Origin of the sequence: Sorangium sp. So ce693 (assembly GCF_051521375.1) — a bacterium.
In the GTDB taxonomy this organism is placed as follows: domain Bacteria; phylum Myxococcota_A; class Polyangia; order Polyangiales; family Polyangiaceae; genus Sorangium; species Sorangium atrum.
This window is the reverse complement of sequence record NZ_CP150347.1, coordinates 5,482,243-5,499,008: the sequence shown is the minus strand read 5'-3', so window position 1 is coordinate 5,499,008 and position 16,766 is coordinate 5,482,243. Positions and strand designations below refer to the sequence as shown.

General features: G+C 73.1%; 14 protein-coding genes. 11 read left to right on the top strand and 3 right to left on the bottom strand.

Going from position 1 to position 16,766, the window contains the following annotated elements:
- Positions 1–91 precede the first annotated feature (91 nt).
- The 8 genes from WMF14_RS20535 to WMF14_RS20500 all read left to right on the top strand — a co-directional run bounded on the left by WMF14_RS20535 (position 92) and on the right by WMF14_RS20500 (position 8,213).
- On the top strand, positions 92–631 hold the full coding sequence (locus WMF14_RS20535) for a hypothetical protein (protein ID WP_272099258.1): 540 nt from the start codon (positions 92–94) through the stop codon (positions 629–631).
- A 39-nt stretch (positions 632–670) separates the two neighbouring features.
- The gene (locus tag WMF14_RS20530) at positions 671–3,118 is read left to right on the top strand and encodes a DEAD/DEAH box helicase (RefSeq protein WP_437803252.1); all 2,448 of its coding nucleotides are present in this window, start codon (positions 671–673) and stop codon (positions 3,116–3,118) included.
- A gap of 223 nt (positions 3,119–3,341) precedes the next feature.
- Entirely contained in the window at positions 3,342–4,031 is a 690-nt protein-coding gene (locus tag WMF14_RS20525) for a hypothetical protein (RefSeq protein WP_272099254.1), read from the top strand.
- A 593-nt stretch (positions 4,032–4,624) separates the two neighbouring features.
- Positions 4,625–5,971, top strand: coding sequence for an STAS domain-containing protein (locus WMF14_RS20520; RefSeq protein WP_437803251.1), 1,347 nt, complete (start codon positions 4,625–4,627; stop codon positions 5,969–5,971).
- A gap of 23 nt (positions 5,972–5,994) precedes the next feature.
- Complete coding sequence (locus WMF14_RS20515; RefSeq protein WP_157906757.1) at positions 5,995–6,390, top strand: STAS domain-containing protein; 396 nt, start codon at positions 5,995–5,997, stop codon at positions 6,388–6,390.
- Positions 6,371–7,156, top strand: a complete 786-nt coding sequence (locus WMF14_RS20510) for an anti-sigma regulatory factor (RefSeq protein ID WP_272099248.1) — start codon at positions 6,371–6,373, stop codon at positions 7,154–7,156. Before WMF14_RS20515 ends, WMF14_RS20510 begins: the two co-directional genes overlap by 20 nt.
- Positions 7,153–7,737 (top strand): SpoIIE family protein phosphatase, encoded by a 585-nt coding sequence (locus WMF14_RS20505; protein ID WP_272099246.1) that lies wholly within the window; start codon positions 7,153–7,155, stop codon positions 7,735–7,737. The genes WMF14_RS20510 and WMF14_RS20505 overlap by 4 nt, the downstream gene beginning before the upstream one ends.
- Entirely contained in the window at positions 7,734–8,213 is a 480-nt protein-coding gene (locus WMF14_RS20500) for an ATP-binding protein (protein ID WP_272099244.1), read from the top strand. Before WMF14_RS20505 ends, WMF14_RS20500 begins: the two co-directional genes overlap by 4 nt.
- A gap of 58 nt (positions 8,214–8,271) precedes the next feature.
- Here the strand turns inward: WMF14_RS20500 and WMF14_RS20495 are convergent, their stop codons facing one another.
- Together WMF14_RS20495 and WMF14_RS20490 are read right to left on the bottom strand one after the other, a co-directional pair.
- Positions 8,272–9,297: a tetratricopeptide repeat protein gene (locus WMF14_RS20495; RefSeq protein WP_272099242.1), complete on the bottom strand. Its 1,026-nt coding sequence runs from the start codon at positions 9,295–9,297 to the stop codon at positions 8,272–8,274.
- Between the two features lie 306 nt (positions 9,298–9,603).
- Positions 9,604–11,511, bottom strand: a complete 1,908-nt coding sequence (locus tag WMF14_RS20490) for a L,D-transpeptidase (protein WP_272099240.1) — start codon at positions 11,509–11,511, stop codon at positions 9,604–9,606.
- Positions 11,512–11,795: 284 nt separating this feature from the next.
- Between WMF14_RS20490 and WMF14_RS20485 the strand changes: the two genes are divergently transcribed.
- The 3 genes from WMF14_RS20485 to WMF14_RS20475 all read left to right on the top strand — a co-directional run bounded on the left by WMF14_RS20485 (position 11,796) and on the right by WMF14_RS20475 (position 14,896).
- Positions 11,796–13,160 (top strand): hypothetical protein, encoded by a 1,365-nt coding sequence (locus WMF14_RS20485; RefSeq protein WP_272099239.1) that lies wholly within the window; start codon positions 11,796–11,798, stop codon positions 13,158–13,160.
- Between the two features lie 162 nt (positions 13,161–13,322).
- Positions 13,323–14,594 carry a hypothetical protein gene (locus WMF14_RS20480; RefSeq protein WP_437803250.1) on the top strand — a complete coding sequence of 424 codons (1,272 nt, stop codon included), beginning with the start codon at positions 13,323–13,325 and terminating at the stop codon, positions 14,592–14,594.
- A gap of 53 nt (positions 14,595–14,647) precedes the next feature.
- The gene (locus WMF14_RS20475; RefSeq protein ID WP_272099235.1) at positions 14,648–14,896 is read left to right on the top strand and encodes a hypothetical protein; all 249 of its coding nucleotides are present in this window, start codon (positions 14,648–14,650) and stop codon (positions 14,894–14,896) included.
- Positions 14,897–14,913: 17 nt separating this feature from the next.
- Here the strand turns inward: WMF14_RS20475 and WMF14_RS20470 are convergent, their stop codons facing one another.
- Complete coding sequence (locus WMF14_RS20470) at positions 14,914–16,593, bottom strand: hypothetical protein (RefSeq protein ID WP_437803249.1); 1,680 nt, start codon at positions 16,591–16,593, stop codon at positions 14,914–14,916.
- Positions 16,594–16,766 lie beyond the last annotated feature (173 nt).

The window sequence follows — 16,766 nt, the reverse complement described above, 5'->3', positions numbered from 1 at the left end:
ATAGCACTGGCCCGCAAGGAAGGGACCGCAGAAGCGGAGCCCGACCGGCGGCGGCCGCGCACCCCAGCCCGCCCGAGGAATCGCAGCTCTCATGCCCGCTCAAGCTCCCGCGCCCATCGCTCCCGCCCCGGCCGTGCCAGGGACCGAGGCGCGAGCGCGCCCTCCTGGAGCGCGGCGCCGCCCTGGCGGGCCTCGCGCCCGTGGCCGGCGCATCGCCCTGGTCGCGTACTACAGCTTCGCCGCGCTCATCATCACCTCGTGCACCCTCCAGCTGATCCGGCAGGTCTTCTTTCTGCCGGCCGCGCCGTCGCCCTACGCGAGCTGCGAGGAGGGCCTCCTGGCGCTCGTCCGGGCCGTCGAGCGCGCCAGGGAGGCCGCCCCCGGGACCGACGGGGAGGACGCCGCCCTCGCCCGGTTCAGGAGCACGCTCGCTCCGGCGTGGACTTACCGGGACGGGGTGGCCGCCTCGTGCCGGGGCTCTGAGGACAACGAGCGCGCTCTCGACGCCATCGAGCGGCTCCGCTATGCGGAGGAGCACGCAGCGCGGCGCGAGGCAGGCGATCTGGCTCCGCTGCGGCGGCGGGTCCGGGCGATCGTCGATGGCCAGCTTGGGCCCGCGTCCCCGAGATAATACCCCGACGCGGCGATCACGCAGGACGATATGACCGACATGACCGTTCCTTCTCCCCCTGCCGCAGTGGCGGGTGAAGCGCAGACCGGCGACAAGCCCCAGCCGCCGCCTACCTTCGATGTGCTGCCCCTGTCGTCCGAGCTGCGCGAGACCCTCGCGGAGATTGGCTACGTCCACCCGACGCCGGTGCAGCTCGCCGTCTGGGAGCCGGTGACGCGCGGGCGCGACGCCGTCGTGCAGGCGCGCACCGGCACCGGCAAGACGGCGGCGTTCGGGCTCCCGATCGTCGATCACGCCGTGAAGCGCTCGCTCGCTCAGGCGCAGGTGCTCGCGCTGTGCCCGACGCGGGAGCTCGCGCTCCAGGTCTCGGCGGAGGTCGAGCGCCTCGGCAAGCGCAAGGGCATCAAGGTGGTCGCCGTGTACGGCGGCGCGCCGATGCAGCGGCAGATCGACGCGCTCGCCGCGGGCGCGCAGGTCATCGTCGGCACGCCGGGCCGCGTGCTCGACCACCTGCGCCGCGGGACCATCGTCGCCAAGCACATCCGGCTGCTCGTGCTCGACGAGTGCGACGAGATGCTCTCGATGGGCTTCGAGCGCGAGCTCACCGCGATCCTCGCCGAGCTGCCGCCGGAGCGGCAGACGCTCCTGTTCTCGGCGACGCTCCCGCCCGACATCGAGCGCATCGCGCGCAGCAAGCTGCGGTCGCCCGAGTTCATCACCCTCTCGGGCGACGCCGTCGGCGCGCTCCAGATCCAGCACTACGTCTACCTGATCACGGGCGACAAGCTGACCTCCCTCGTCCGCATCATCGAGGTCGAGAACCCCGAGAACGCGGTCGTCTTCTGCAACACCAAGGACGAGACCGAGGCGGTCGCCGGGGCGCTGAAGCGCCAGGGCTACGACGCCGACTGGCTGAACGGCGATCTGCCGCAGTCCGATCGCGAGAAGGTGATGAGCGCGACGCGCGAGGGGCGCCTGCGCTTCCTCGTCGCCACCGACGTGGCCGCGCGCGGCATCGACATCTCGCACCTCACGCACGTCATCAACTACGATTTCCCGCAGGACGCCGAGGCGTACGTGCACCGCACCGGCCGCACCGGCCGCGCGGGCCGCACGGGCACGGCGATCGCGCTGATCACGCCGCAGGACGTCGGGCCGCTCTACATCCTCCGGCTGACGTACAAGATCCGCCCGCTCGAGAAGCAGCTCCCCACGGAGGGGGAGCTCAAGACGCGCGCCGAGGCCGATCTCGTGGCGATGCTCGCCGAGGCGTTCCTGTCGAAGGGCACGCACCGCGACGATCTCTCGCTCGCGCGCCGGCTGCTCACGCACGACCAGGCCGAGGCGATCGTGGCGGGCCTCCTGCGCGATCACCTCGGCGCGCGGCCGACGGCGCAAGAGGAGGCGAGCGCCGCGCGGCGCGCCCAGCAGCCGCAGCGCGCGGCGGCGCGCGACAGCGAGGGGCGCGGCACGGATCCGTCGACCAAGCCCGAGCCGGCGGCGCGCGGGCGGGCAGCGCGGGACGCGACCCCCCGCGCGGCCGACTCGGCCGAGCCGCGCTCGCCCGAGCCGCGCTCGCCCGAGACGGAGCGCAGTGAGCTCGCGCGCGAGGGCGACCGTGACCGGGGGCGGGAGCGCGATCGGCGATCGCTGCGCCTCCGCCGGGACGAGGGGCGGCGAGGCCCTCGCGGCGCGGACGCGCCCGGGGGGGAAGAGCCCCGACGGCCCGAGGGGGCGCGGGCGCGCGACGACGGCCCCGTCTCGGTCGAGCCGCTCACGCGGCCGGAGCCGCTGATGCGGATCGAGCCGCCGCGAGGCGAGGGCGGGCCGGGCCGCGGCCCGGAGCGCCTGCGCGAACGGCCCGCCGCGACGCTGCTGTCGGCGCGCCGCGGCGCTGGCGCGACCGGCGCCGCTGGCGCCGCTGGCGCCGCTGGCGCCGCGCCGGGCAAGCCTCACGGCGGCGCGGCGGGACAGCCGTTCTCGCGTCACGCCGACTTCACCATGTGGCAGCCGCCCGAAGAGGAGGGCGACGACGAGCCGATCCTCGGCGAGCCTCCGTCTCCGGCGCCCGGCTCGCCGGTGTCGCGCGGCGGCGATCGAGAGCGCGCGAGCGGCGCCGTGCCGTCGGCCCCCGGCGAGGCCGCGGTCGAGATCGAGAGCGGCGAGGCCGGCGAAGCGCCGCGCGCCGAGCCCGCGCGCGACGAGGCGGACGGAGAGTTCGTCGAGGTCTTCATCAACCTCGGCCGCCGCGACGGCGCGCGCGCGGCGGATTTCCAGCGCGCGCTCATCGAGCGGGGCGGGATGGCCAAGGGGGACATCCGGCGCATCCGGGTGCGCGAGCGCAACGCGTTCGTCAGCGTCCCGAAGGCCGAGCTCGCGCGGGTCGTGGCCACGCTGAACGGCGCGACGATCGCGGGCAAGGAGGCGCGCGCGGAGCAGGCTCGTGAGCGCACGTCAAGCGCCGAAGAGGTGGCGGAGGACGCCTGAGCGCGGGTCGCGCGGATCGTCGCAAAAGCGTCGATCCGCCGCCACATGGCGGCGGAGCGGGCTCCACGCGGCGTTTCACGCGGTTCCGCGCCGTGCAAGACACCGCCCGCCGGCGCACGTCGATGGTACGTCGGTGAGGGCTTGCGTGCGACGTCGTCCAGGCGTCGCCTCTCGGCGCGCAACGCGCTAGCCAAGCTCGCCCACTGGTCGTATCACGGAAGGGATGGGGCGCAGTGGAGCGGAGGACATCGACCGGCTTCGACGGGACATCGATCGAGCGCTTGCTGACAAGCTCGACGCGGACAGGGTTCTCCCGCTGCTCGCGCGCCTGGCCCGCGCGACGTCGCCCGGGAGCGAGCCGTGGCTCTACGCGCACCGCCACCTCGCGGAGATGGGCGTGGAGCACGATCCGTGGCGCGCCGCGCTCTTCGCGCGCCGCGTGCTGCAGTTCCACGAGGAGGACGACGGCGCCTGGGCGGTGCTCGGCCTGGCGCAGTCGCTGCTCGGCAACTACCGCTACGCCGCGCGCGCCTACGAGCGCGCGCTGGCCATCGTGCCCGAGAACCCGTGGTACGCGCACAACCTGGGGCACCTCTACGACGTCGCGCTGAACCGCCCGCACGACGCCTTGCCGCTCCTTGCGCAGGCCACCGAGGCGCAGACAGGCGAGGCCGACATCGCCGCGAGCTACGCGCACGCGCTCGCCCGATGCGGCAAGCTGGTGCTCGCCAAGAAGATCTTGAAGCGCGCCATCCGTCACGGAGCGACCGCGGACCAGATGGCGCTGTGGCGCTGGCTCGACGCGGGCGCTCCGACCACGGGCGAGAGCGGCCCAGACCCTCAGCGCCCGGCCGACTCGAAGCGCAAGGCCAAGCGACGGCGCGCTCGCGAGCGTCAGAGCCTCGGCGATTGAGTTCGATCGTCCCGCGCGTGGCTCCGGTCACGCGATCCGCGCTGGTGAACAGCCCGCGTCGCATGGGGGGAACCTCACGTGAGCTCCGGCCCTCTCCATCCGCACATCCGAGGAGCGGAAGCAGAAGGTGCGCGCCGACCGAGCTCGGCTGCGCTGCGGCGCGGCATAGGCTGCTGCTGGCGTGGTCGATCGTGACGCGGGGCACGGGCGCAGTTGTGCGGACACGGGCTACCTCGGCTGGGCGACGGTGGATGCCGTCGCCACAAGCGACACGCATGGCCGACGCGAAGCTTGACGGTGGGTTGCCCGGTTGGCGATAAGCTGTGTTTCTCGACTGGTGCTGGACACGGTCCCCGCTCGGGACAGGGCACCCTGCGAGGAGAAGAAATGAGCGTCACGAGCGTGCAAAGGACGGACAGGACGGCGAAGAGCCACGCGCTCTCCGCGGCCGTCTCGTTTGGCCCGCGCGGCTCATCCTCCCGGCACGCGCATGTGGAGCGATCCTGCAAGGGGATCCGCCGCGCCGCGCACCGGAGGGACGCGCTGCCTAGCGCCACGCACGGCGCGCGCGGGCTTACGACGGGGAGTTCGCGATGAGCGAAGAAGCTCTGCGGCAAGAGATTGCGAGGCTCACGGAGCGCATCGCGACGCTCGAGCAGCAGATCGAGGGGCACGAGCGCGCGGCGAAGGAGCAGGCCGCGCAGCTCGACCGGGCGACGCGCGAGGCGCGCGAGCGCGGCGAGCAGCTGGCCCGATCGGACGAGGAGCTGCGGCGACAGGCTGGCATCTTCAAGCTCGTGCTCGACAGCATGGCGGACGGCGTCGCCGTCGTTGACGACAGGGGCGAGCTCCTGATGCGCAACCCGGCCGCGGAGCACATGCTCGGCCGCGCGCCGCTCGACCTCACCTCGGGGGACGACGGGCCCGGCGACGCCACGCTGTTCTTCCCCGATCGCGCGACCCCCTGGCCGATGTCCGAGCACCCGCTGTCGCGCGCGCTGCGCGGCGAGACGGTCGATCAGGTCGAGCTCTTCGCGAGGAAGTCCGCCGACCAGGACGGGCGGGTCGCCCGCCGCTCCAACGGCGTGGCGGGCGGCGCGATGCCGACCCTCGCGCCCACCGCGGGGCCGCAGGGGGACGACGTCGAGCCGCGGTCGGTCCGCGTGCCTTCGCTGTTCACCGAGCCGCGCATCGAGCACGGACCGGTGTCCGGCCTGTTCCTGACGGTCAGCGCCAGCCCGATGCGGGGCAAGGACGGGTCGATCTCCGGGGCCGTCGCCGTGTTCCGCGACGCGACCGAGAAGAAGCGCCTCATCGAGGATCTCGAGGCGAAGAACCGCGATCTCGTGGAGAGCGAGAGCGCCAAGGGCGAGCTCGTCGAGCGGCTCCGTTACGCGATCGACGAGATCTCGACGCCCATCCTCGAGCTGTGGGACGACGTCCTCGCGCTGCCGATCATCGGCGTCGTCGACTCGCGCAGGAGCGCCCAGATCATGGAGCGGCTGCTCGACGAGATCGTCCGCCGTCAGTCGCGCTACGTCATCATCGACGTGACGGGCGTCGAGGTGATCGACACGCGGACGGCCGACCATTTCATGAAGCTGATGAAGGCGGTCGAGCTGCTCGGCGCGCGGTGTCGGATCACCGGCGTCAGGCCCGCCGTCGCGCAGACCATGGTGGAGCTCGGCATCAACCTCGGCACCGTGCGCGCCGCGCGCAACCTCAAGCATGCGCTGCGCGAGAGCATGGCGCTCGCCGGCCAGAAGCCGACGCCCGCGTCCCTCATGGGGGCCCGCCGCGGCGCGGCCAAAGACAACGAGAAGCAGACAGGACAGCCGTTCACCCCTGGCGGCCCACGGGCCGCCTTCGATCCGTCGGGCAGCGGTGCAATGACCACGACACAGCTGCAGCTCAGCGCGAGGAAGGAGACGTCCACTTGATGCAAGCGGGTAGGGTCCCCATCGTGGGCCTCTTCGGGAACTTAATCGTCTCGGTGCAGGGCGGGCTCACCGACGGCCAGGTGGAGCAGCTGCGCGACGACGTGACCGGGTCGATCGAAGCGCGATCGCCCCGCGGCCTCATCGTCGACCTCTCCGGTGTCGAGATTCTCGATAGCTATCTCACCCGCGCCATCCGTGACATCGCGCTCACGGCCCGGCTGATGGGCGTCCGGACGGCGGTGTGCGGCTTGCGCCCCGCGGTCGCGATCGCGCTCGTGGAGATGGATCTCGAGATCCCTGGCGTGGTGACGGCGCTCAACCTGGAGCGCGCCGTCGAGATGCTCGCGCCGTCCGCGGAGGACGACATGATGCCGCCGGAGCTCACGAACGAGGTGTCGCATGAAGATCCCTCCTCGTGACGGACCGCCCTCCAGCGGCGGCGCCACGGGGCCGCCGTCGAGCCGGTCCAGCGGACCGGTGTCGACGCGCATGCCGGGTACGCCGCAGTCGGCGCGCGGCCCCGTGCCGTCGTCTCCGCAGATCGTCGGCCGCTCGATCACCGATCAGATCGAGACGGTGCTGGCGCAGTTCCTCTCGCCTGCGGTGAGGAAGAGCGTCATCGACTGCGGGATCCGGCAGGCGAAGGTCGATCCGATGGTCGCGCGCGAGGGTGATCTCCGGCGCCTCCTCGTCGAGGTGAAGCGCGGGGTGAAGCTGTTCGTCCGCGACCAGGCGCAGCTCGATCGGTGCATCTCCGAGCTCGGCGAGCTCGACCACGCCGCCCCTGCGCCGCGCGAGATCACCATCGATGTGCGCAACGAGGAGGACGTGCTGCGCGCGCGGTCAGCCGGCCGCGAGCTCTGCATCGAGCACCTCGTCAGCGATGTCCTGCAGACGAAGATCGTCACCGCGATCTCGGAGCTCGGGCGCAACATCGTCAGGTACGCGGGCAGCGGACAGGTCGTCGTCCGCTCGCTCACCTCGCCGATGCGTGCGATCGAGATCGTCGCGCAGGACAACGGGCCCGGGATCACGAACCTGCCGGAGATCCTGAGCGGCAAGTACCGCTCGCGTCACGGTATGGGCGCGGGCCTCCGCGGTACGAAGGCGCTGATGGATGCGTTCGACGTCAAGACGGCGCCCGGCGCGGGGACGACCGTGACAGTCAGGAAGTACCTCGGATGACGGTCGCTATCGGGACCGCGTGCTGCGTCGCCGCCGGCGAGGAGATCGCCGGCGACGAGGTGGTGGTGGTCCGACAGTCCCCCTGGGTGCTGATCGGCCTCGCCGACGGGCTCGGCCACGGTCCCCACGCCGCGCAGGCCGCCTCCGCGTTCTGCCGGTACGTGGAGGATCACGCGTCGATGCCGATCGAGGATCTCTTGACCGGGGCAGGGGAGCAGCTCGCGTCGACGCGCGGGGCCGCGGCTGCGCTCCTGCGCATCGACGAGAGCGTGGGCGAGCTCGAGTTCTCGGGCGTCGGCAACATCGCGATGAAGGCGATCACGCGGACGGCCATGCCGAGCTTCTGCTCGGCGGGGATCCTCGGGCGGCGCGTGCGGCGGCTCCGCAGCTTTCGCTTCCCCATCTCGCCCGGCGACGTCGTCCTGCTCCACTCCGACGGGATCTCCAGCGGCTTCGATCTCAGCGCGTTCCGCGACCTCGATCCCGAGGAGATGGCCCGCCGGATCGTCGACGTCCACAAGAAGTCGTTCGACGACGCGACGTGCGTCGTCGCCGTGGTCCGCGACAGGGGCGCGGCGTGACGCAGAGGTCCCCGCCCGCGTTCAGCATCCCCGTCACGCGCGAGGAGGATCGCTTCGCCTGCGCGGCCGAGGGCGCGCACATCGCGCGCTGGGCAGGGCTCTCGGAGCGCGCCCAGCACGAGCTCGCGATCGCGATCGCCGAGCTCGTGTCGAACGCGGTGCGCCACGGCGGCGGCGGGAGCATCAGCATCCGCGCGATCCGTGATGACACGCAGACGGGCGGCGGCCGGTGGGGCGTCGAGGTGATCGTGCGCGACTCCGGCCCAGGCCTGGACCCGAAGCTGGCGCTGCTCGAGGAGGTGGGGCCGAAGAGCGATCGCGGCCCGTCCTCGTCGAGCTCTGCGCGGCTGACGCCGAGGATGCCCGGTCAGGGGCTCGGCGTCGGGCTCGGCGCCGTGCATCGGCTGATGAGCTCCGTCATCATCCGCTCGTCACCCGGCATCAGCACCGAGATCCTCGCCGTCAAGTGGAAGTAAGCGGCGCCCCGCGCGCCCACGCGGCGCGGCGGTCGTGGCGAGGAGCGCCCTCGCCCGCTCAGTTGAGCTCTTTCTCGGTCCGCTCGTTCTGCTCGGCTTCGAGGAACGTCGCGGTGATCTCGCGCTCGAGCGCCAGGTTGATCTCGCGCTCCAGCGCCTCGATGCTGCCCGCGAGGCGGGCGACGTTGAGGGCGTAGACGAAGACCCGCGCGCACGGGTGGACATCGGCGCTGCCGCGGAGGCCCCGCTCCCGCTCGTCGGCGTTCAGGCCGTCCAGAAGGACCAGCGCGCGGGGATCGACGCCCTCGGCCACGAGCTCCATCCCGGGCACGTCGGAGATGTAGAGCTCCGCCCCCTCGACGTAGCGCCGGAGCACGGGGTTGAGCGCGGCGACCGTCTTCTGCGCCAGCGTCACGAAGCCGTCGCGGCTCGGCGCCCAGGGGGGCATGCCGAGCTCGACGTCGAGCTCGCGGGAGCGCAGGAAGGCCTGCGTCGCGCCGCGGACGTCGCCCCGCTCGTCGCGGATGAGGCCGAGGTAGTAGTGGGCCTCGGCGTGCCGCGGGTCCTTGAGCGCCGCCTCCTCGATGAGCGCGGCGGCCTTGTCAGCCTGGCCGATCTCGTAGAACGCGCGGCCGACGAGGAAGGTGTGGTTCGGGTTGTCGTAGGGGCCCTCGGGGATCTTCGCCGCGACCTGGGCCGCCTCGTCGAGATCGCCCTTGCCGAGGAGCGCGTCGAACTTCAGGAGGAGCGCGTCGATGATCTCCTCGTCGACCTCGGCCAGATCCAGCGCCTGGTCGCACATCTCGATCGCCTGATCGAAATCGCCGAGCGGATGGATGTACACCTCGGCGGCGTTGAGCATCGCCTCCAGGTAGGTGTCATCGAGGGCGATCGCCTGGCGGTACGCCTCGATGGCCTCCTCGCCCTCGCCCTCGAGGGCCGCGACGAAGCCGAGCAGGTTGTGAGCCTCCGGCGAGTTCGGATCTAGCTCGAGCGCCCGTCGGGCCGACGCCTCTGCTCCGCGCGTGTCCCCGCGCTGGACGAGATCCCACCCGCGGTCGAGGTGCGCCGAGAACTGGTCCATGGCGGCTCCACAAGTGTGCGAAGGGGAGCCCCGAGTCAAGAGGGAGCCCTGTCAAAGCGACCGTTCAAGCTGTTCCGAGCACGACCCGCCCGGATTTCCAGCGACCGGCGGAGGCAGGGCGGCGGGCGGGCAGGCCCGCTGGCGGGCCCAGGCGAGGCGCGGCGCGGCTCCGACGCGCGCTCGTCCTCATGCGTCGCGGCGAGCCCGGTCCGGCCGGTCCACGCGCGCCCCGCTCGAGGGGGAGCGCACCCTGTTGCTGCGTCCTCGTCCGCGCGGCCGATCGGCGCGCGCGGCCCGCTCACCCGCTCACTCGTGGATGGACACGAGCGTGCCGCGGTTCTCCGGCGTGGCCCAGACGCCGTGCCAGCCGCGCGGGAGCCTGGGCTCGCTCCAGAAGAACACCTTCTTCGCGTCGAGCGGCGAGAGGTTCACGCAGCCGTGGCTCATCTCCCGGCCGAAGTTTCCGTGCCAGAAGGCGCCGTGGAGGGCGTACGAGCCGTCGTAATACGCGACGAACGGCACGTCCTCGATGCTGTAGGGCAGATCGCCCGCGACCGTGCCGTCGCCGTCCATCGTGGTCGCGATGTGCTTCTCGCGGATGCGGAACACCCCCGTGTGCGTGGGGTGATCCTTCTTCTTGTCCTTCGAGCGCCTCCCCGGCGAGATGAGCGCCGCGAAGACGGGCTTGTCGCCCTCGACCGCGACCAGCGTCTTGCGCGACAGGTTCACGTCGATCCACTTCTCGCCCGGCGCGAGATCCGGCGGCGGGGCGCCGAGATCGGTGTACGTCCCGTCGGCGCCCTTCATCCACCAGCCCTCGGTGGTCTTCCGGTAGACCGTCGACCTGTGGGTGTGGGACTCGCCCGTGAGGCCGAACGCCGCGAAGCGCTCGAGCGAGCCGGCCACGGTGACGGACTTCTTCTCGGCGTCGAACTGGTACTTGCTCGCCGACTTCGCGAGGATGAAGCCGACCGACTTCGCGCCCTCGGGGAAGTCGATGCCCTGCGAGGCCGGCGGCTTGATGATGTACATGCGGTCGCTCGGCGCGACGAGGCCGGCGGTCGTCTTGTACCAGCTGCGGCCGTTCCAGCCGAAGGTCTTGTCGACCGCGACGAAGAAGCCCTTGACCATCCGCTTCGCGACCGTCGAGTCGGCGTCCTTGTCGAGATCGGCGAGCGTGACGTTGCGCGGCCTGCCCTTGTCGTCGACGTTCTCCCACCAGGGCTTCTCGGGCTCCTCCTCGACGGGCGCCGGCGCGATGCCGAGCGACGCGGCCTCGGCGACGGCCGCCGCCTTGTCCTCGACTGCAGCCGGATCCGCCGCGACCGCGGCCACCGGCGCGGGGTTCGCGGCGGCCTCTGCGCGAGCGGCGGCCGCAGCGGCGACCTCCTTCTCGGTCTCCTCGTAGAGCGCCTCGGCGCGCTGCTTCTCCTCTTCCTTCCGCTTGCGCTTCGCGGAATCGAGGTACGGCTCGTAGCGCATCATCTCGTCCTTCGACGGGACGGAGCGGTACAGGGGCGTGCCGTGCGTCGTGTTGAAGGCGTACTTGTACGGGAGGACGTCGTCGAGGTTCGGCGGCGTGATGCCGAGGCGGACCTGCGGGTTCGACAGGTCCGTCGTGGCGGACCTCCCGCAGACGTAGCCGCCGTCGAGGAGGCGGTACCATCCCTTGGCGCAGCTACCGCCCTTGATGGGCTTCGGATCGACCGGCACCTTGCCGCCGAGCCGGATGTAGCCGAGCCGCTGCTTGGAGAACTCCATCGTCGGATAGACCGCCGCCTGCGGCACGATCGAGCCGAGCAGCGGCCCCGTGTACGGCTTGTCGGGCGCGGGGGGCTCCGGGGCCTCGGAGGGCGCGGCGGCCGGGGCCTCCCTGGGCGCCTCGGCGGACGCGGCGGCGCGCGCGGAGGACGTCGGCGCGGGGCGGGGGAGGGACGAGGTCCGCTCGGGCGGCGAGTTGCCTTCGGTGGAGGGGCCGGGAGGGGCCTCGCCCTGGCATCCGCTCGCCCACGCCGCGGTGCCGGCGAAGGCCGCCGCGGCGACGAACCCGAGCACGCTGGACACGAGCGAGGTGCGCACGACGCCGCCCCCGGCGCGTTCGGCGCCCGGCGCCGGTTGCGGGTTCCGCAGGTCGTCGGTGCGGACATTGCCGCTGCCGTGCGATCGAGCGGGGTCCTTCTGCCCGCGGGGGCGGGGCGCCTGAGAGCGGTTCATCGCATCCACAGCGTTGGGCGAGGACCGGCCTTCCCGATCCTCGCGGTCTGATGATCGACCCGTAGGGTCGGGTCGGCTCGGCGGTCTTAGTACCTGGTCACTCACGTGTCGATCCACTTCTCTGCGGAGCGCGCGCCCCTCGAGCTGGCGATGGCGGGCGCCGGGGCAGGCGGCATCGCATGACCATCGCCCGAGCGAACGACGTGCCACGGAGCCGCGACGCGCGGTGAGGGCGCGCTCCGGGGCTCGGATGCCGTTCGGACGGCTGCTGCTAGGGTACCGCCGTGGCGGAACGGACCCCGGGGCGTGGCTTGAACAACACGACGGAGGCCCAGCGCGTGGGCCGTGGCACCGCGGCGGTTCCGCTCGTTCGCGCCGCATCCAGGCGCGCGCTCGTCACCGCGGCCGTCGTCGCGGCGCTCCTGCACCTGCCCCTGCTCCCGACCCCGCTGTTCGCGTGGCTCGACGCGATGTTCGCGCTCCGGGGCGAGCTGGCCGACTACGACGCCGGCGAGACGATCGTGCCGATCGATCTGGATCTCCTCGCGGACGACCCCAGCGCGGTGGCGGCTGCGCCCTCCGCGAGCGGCGGTGAGGGGGCGCCTTCAGGGGCGGGCGCCGCCGCGCCCGCGACGCCGTCGCCCGCGACGCCGCCCACGGCGTCGGCGAGCGCCTCGCCGGAGGCGCCGGACGCGGGCGCGCCCGAACGGCCGCGCCGGAAGCCGCCGGGCGACGCAGGCCCGGACGCGTCTGGCGATGGGGGCACGGAGAGCGACGGCGATCACCCGAACCTGCGGACCCCGCTGAGCGCCGCGGGCGCGCCGGGCAAGCTCGCGTCGAAGGACCCGAACGTCCAGGTGCTCATCGCCGGCGACCGGCTCCGCAGCCACGAGCTCGGCGCGTGGTTCGGCCGCATCCTGACGACCATCCCCCAGTGGCAGTCCTTCTTCAGCGACACCGGTATCGACCCGATCCGGGACATCGACCACCTCCTCATCGCCGGGCCGCAGCTCCGCGACTCCAGCAAGGTCGTCGCCGTCATGGACTACCGGGCGCCCGAGGAGACCATGCGCGCGGCGGTCGACATCATCGTCCAGCGGTCGAACGGCTCGTGGATCGAAGACGCCCCCGTCCCCGCCGCCCGGGCCACCGCCGACCGCAGCAAGCGCATCTTCGCGATGGTGCCGGACCGGCGGCTGCTCGTGGTCCTTCCCGCTGCTGAAGAAGATCAGCTGTCCAAGTTGAAGTCCATGAAAGGGTTCAACAAATCTTCGGCGGCGGGCATCGTCATCTCGATGCTCACACCGGCGAACGCCTTCCGCGGGGTCCAGGCGGTCCCGCGCAGCCTCGCGTGGATGCGGCTCACGGTCACGCCGACCAAGGATGGGGGCGCGGACCTCGCCCTCACGGCGGGCGATGAATCTGCTGAAGATGCGCTGGTTCACGCGCAGGAGCTCACGAAGACCTTGAACGCGATCCGGACCATCGACCTGGGGATCACGAGGATCGATGTGGTGGATGAGATCGCCTTCAACACCGACGGGAAGGTCATCTGGTCGAAGCTCCACGTCACGAACCGGCAGCTCAAGCTGATCATGGGCTTCGTGGAGAAGGCGCTTCTGGAGCAGGGCGGCGCGCGGAAGCCGTAGCGCGCGGGGCGAGAGCGGCTGCGCCGGGGCGAGAGCGGCTGCGCCGGGGCGAGAGCGGCCGCGCCGGGGCGAAGGCGGCCGTGCCGGGGCGGAGTGCCGCCCGGGCCGCGCGGAACACTAGCCAAAGCGGCGGCGTTCAGTTAATCCGACCAGCCCGCGCCGATGACGCCCGAACACTCTCCGTACGCCGTGCTCGATGAGCTTGCCGGACACCCCCGCGGCGACGACCTCGCGCGGGTCGTCCACACCGCGGCCTTTGCCGCCGCGGATGAGCGGCGGACGACCCTGGAGGGCGGCCTCGCCGAGCTCGTCGACCGGGCGGGACTGTCGGTCGCCGACGCGGAGACCCGGTTCGGCAACGTGGTCCGGGCGCTCGAGCGCGGCACGAGCGAGGGCGCGGGGAGCGCGACCCGGGTGCTCCTGGCCACGCTGCTCGCGCGCGGGGTCGCTCTCTCGCCGCCCGACGGGCCGGAGGCGGAGGGGCGCGTCGCCGAGGCGCTCGTCTGGCTGGCGACGTACACCTCCGTCGACGCGCTGACCGCGCTGGACGCCGCGCTGGGCGAGCGCGCCGCGGGCCTCTGGCGGTCGATCGCCGCGCTGGTGCGGCGCGCCGACCAGGGCGCGCTGCCCCAGCTGGGCCGGGCGGGCGCGATCATCGCCGCGGCGGCGCTGCGGGGGAGCACCTCGCCCGACGCGCGCGCCGAGGCCGTGGCGCTCGTGGACGACGTGCGCGATCCGATCGTGCGCTCGCTGCTGCGCGACGCGCTCTCGCCCGCCAGGCGGCCGAGCCGCGCGCCGAGCCCGAGCGGCGCCGCACAGGAGGGCGCCGGGGCCGCCGGGGACGAGAGGTGGGCGCCGGAGCGCGACGGCGGGGCGACGGCGCGGCTCGCGGGCGAGCTGTCACCGCCGCCGCGCGGGCCGGTGGCGCTCGTGCTGCTGGCGGCGACGGGGATCCTGCTCGTGATGCACGTCCTCCGGCTCGCCGGGCGGTTCCTTCTGCGGTACCGCCGGCCCGCCGCGCTGGAGGTCGGCCCGAAGGGCGTGACCGTCCGGAGCCGGACAGAGCTGTTCGGCCGGACGCTGCGGGAGCGGGAGACGTACATCCCGGTCGAGGCGCTCCTCCGGGCGACGCGCGAGGTGCGCTACCCGCGGCTCGCCCTCTACACAGGGCTCGTCGCGCTGGGGCTGGGGACGTACCTGGGCGTGTCGCTGCTCGTCGACGGCGCGCGCGCGGGCTCCCCGGAGCTGCTCGGCATGGGCGCGCTCGTCTTCGCCTTCGGCGCGGCGCTCGACTTCGGGCTGTCGCACCTGGAGACGGCGACGCGCGGCCGCTGCCGCGTGGTGCTCGTCCCGCGGAAGGGCCCGGGGGTCGCGCTCGCGGGGATCGAGCGCGACGCCGCGGACCTCGCGCTGGGCAAGCTGCCGCGCGCCTGAAACTTGGCCGGATCGCGCAGCCTTCGCTAGGCCGATCGGGCGAGGTGATGGCGATGCGCTCGAAGACCGAAGCGATGGCGGGGCTCAGGCGGATGCTGCACGACATGCTGACCGCGCAGGAGGGCGGGGAGAGCGCTCCCCGCCTGGCGCGGGTGAAGGGCTGCGTCGACGGCGCGATGCGCGCGCTGCTCGACAGCGGGCAGGCGACCCGGAAAGAGCTCCTCGATCTCGTGGCCGCGGAGCGCGCGCGCGTGAGCGGCCCGGCGACGGCGGAGATCGGCGCGGCGTCGCTGGTCGCCTGACGGCGCGGCGGCGCCGATCACTGCTGCGGGCAGCTCGTGTTGCTGGCGAAATCCCAGCAGGCGCCGCTCACCCCGGCCGCGCCGTCGCTCCCGGGGGAGCCACCGAGCCCGGCGGAGCCGCCGTTGCCAGCCGTGCCTCCGGTGAACGGCACCTCGGCGGCCGCGGGGCTGGGCGTGATCTTGTAGGCGATGCCCACCGCGTGGCCGCCTCGGCCGCCGCCGCCAGGGCCGCCATCGCCGCCCGCACCACCCTTGCCACCCATGCAACCCGCGAGCGAGCCGGACCCGGCGACGCGACTCCCCCCCTTGCCCCCCATGCCGCCCGAGCCACCGGGGCTTCCACCCCCGCCCTCACCTCCATTGCCCGCCTTGCCGACGGCGATGGTCACATCGGTCAGCGCCAGCTTGGTCCCCAGGCTGAGGATCCCGACGCTCGACCCGCCGGCCTTGCCACCGCCGCCTCCCGTTCCACCGCAGCCGCCCGCCCCGCCGCCGCCGCCGCTTGCGCCCGCGCCGTCGATGTAGCCACCTCCGCTGGCCATGCAGAAGCGTCCTGCTTTCGCGCCCCCGCCCCCGCCGCCGCCTTGACCGCGCGTCCCGTTGACGCCTGCGCCGCCGTCACCTCCGCTGACGCCGACCAGCGTCAGCGCGGTGCGGTCGCCCGCTGCGCCAGCGCTGCCGGAGGCGCCCCTCGCACCGCTCGCGCCGTCCCTGCACTCGGTCGTCTCTCCCGTTCCCCCCGTCTGTCCGTGTCCGGTGCCGCCGAGGCCGAGCTCGGTCGGGGAGACCGCCGGAGGCGTGCCGTCGCCGCCGGTCTGCCCGCGTCCCTCATCCACAGCGGGCTGTCCCCCCAGGCCGCCGACGCCGCCGCTCGTTTCGCCGTCCCCGCACGTCGTCACGCCGGGTTGGCCGCTGTAGACCGCCACGAGGCACGCGCTCGAGACGTCCTCCAGCGCGTTCGAACCGTCCTGCGCGACCGCCGGCGTCTCGCCGTTCGCGCCGTTCATCCCGTTGCCTGCGATGACGTCGACGTGATCGAGCTGCGCGTCGATGTCCGCGACCGCCACGCCGATCGACGACCCGCCCGTAGCCGTCGCGTTGGCCGCGCTGATCGTGAAGCTCCGCACCCGTGTTCCGCCCGCGTCCTCGGTCAGCGTGAGCGCCACCTTGTTCGCGGGCCCTCCGAGGGTGCTTCGCGCCGCCGGGCTCCACGTCCAGCCCGCGTTGCAGTCGAAGCCGCCGATCACCTCGATGGCCGCCTTGACCGTGACGCTCTCCTCGAACACGCCGCTCGAGCACACGAGCACCCGCTTGCCGTTCGCGCTCGCGATCGCCTCCGAGAGCGACGTGTACGGCCTCGCCTTCGTCCCGTCTCCTCCGGACGCCGCGCCCGCGCTCGCGAACACCGCGCACCGGTCCACCACCGTGCTCGCGTCCTGGGTCGGGTCCGGCTCGCACGTGGGGCCAGGGTCGTTGCCGCCGCCCGTCGGCTCGGGGGGGCAGTACCTCGAGTCTTCCTTGCAATCCTCGGCGTAGGACAGCGGCCAGCACCCGGCGAGGTGCAGCGCCGCGACGGCCGACGCGGCGGGGAGCAGCCACAGAGAGAACGGGACGCCGATCCGCCGCCGCGCGGCGCGCCGCGCGGGCGCGCCGGCCTGGTCCTGCGCTCCACCGGATGGCGCAGATGCGTTGCTCACCGCGTTGCTGCTCGTTCGTTCCGTCGCTCTCATCGTCCCAAGCCTTTCCTGTGACGCTTCGCTCTGCCTGCAGATCCTCGCAGAAGGCGCACCCGCGCCCTGGCCGCGCCGACCCAGGAGCATACCCAGTCGGCGGATCGCCTGCTCAACGGCGATCCGTCGGCCGAGCGCTC

Bases quoted from the DNA above. Each gene is read 5' to 3' on its own strand.
- WMF14_RS20535 (WP_272099258.1), top strand. From the start codon at position 92: ATGCCCGCTCAAGCTCCCGCGCCCATCGCTCCCGCCCCGGCCGTGCCA.
- WMF14_RS20530 (WP_437803252.1), top strand. From the start codon at position 671: ATGACCGTTCCTTCTCCCCCTGCCGCAGTGGCGGGTGAAGCGCAGACC.
- WMF14_RS20525 (WP_272099254.1), top strand. From the start codon at position 3,342: ATGGGGCGCAGTGGAGCGGAGGACATCGACCGGCTTCGACGGGACATC.
- WMF14_RS20520 (WP_437803251.1), top strand. From the start codon at position 4,625: ATGAGCGAAGAAGCTCTGCGGCAAGAGATTGCGAGGCTCACGGAGCGC.
- WMF14_RS20510 (WP_272099248.1), top strand. From the start codon at position 6,371: ATGAAGATCCCTCCTCGTGACGGACCGCCCTCCAGCGGCGGCGCCACG.
- WMF14_RS20505 (WP_272099246.1), top strand. From the start codon at position 7,153: ATGACGGTCGCTATCGGGACCGCGTGCTGCGTCGCCGCCGGCGAGGAG.
- WMF14_RS20495 (WP_272099242.1), bottom strand. From the start codon at position 9,297: ATGGACCAGTTCTCGGCGCACCTCGACCGCGGGTGGGATCTCGTCCAG.
- WMF14_RS20490 (WP_272099240.1), bottom strand. From the start codon at position 11,511: ATGAACCGCTCTCAGGCGCCCCGCCCCCGCGGGCAGAAGGACCCCGCT.
- WMF14_RS20480 (WP_437803250.1), top strand. From the start codon at position 13,323: ATGACGCCCGAACACTCTCCGTACGCCGTGCTCGATGAGCTTGCCGGA.
- WMF14_RS20475 (WP_272099235.1), top strand. From the start codon at position 14,648: ATGCGCTCGAAGACCGAAGCGATGGCGGGGCTCAGGCGGATGCTGCAC.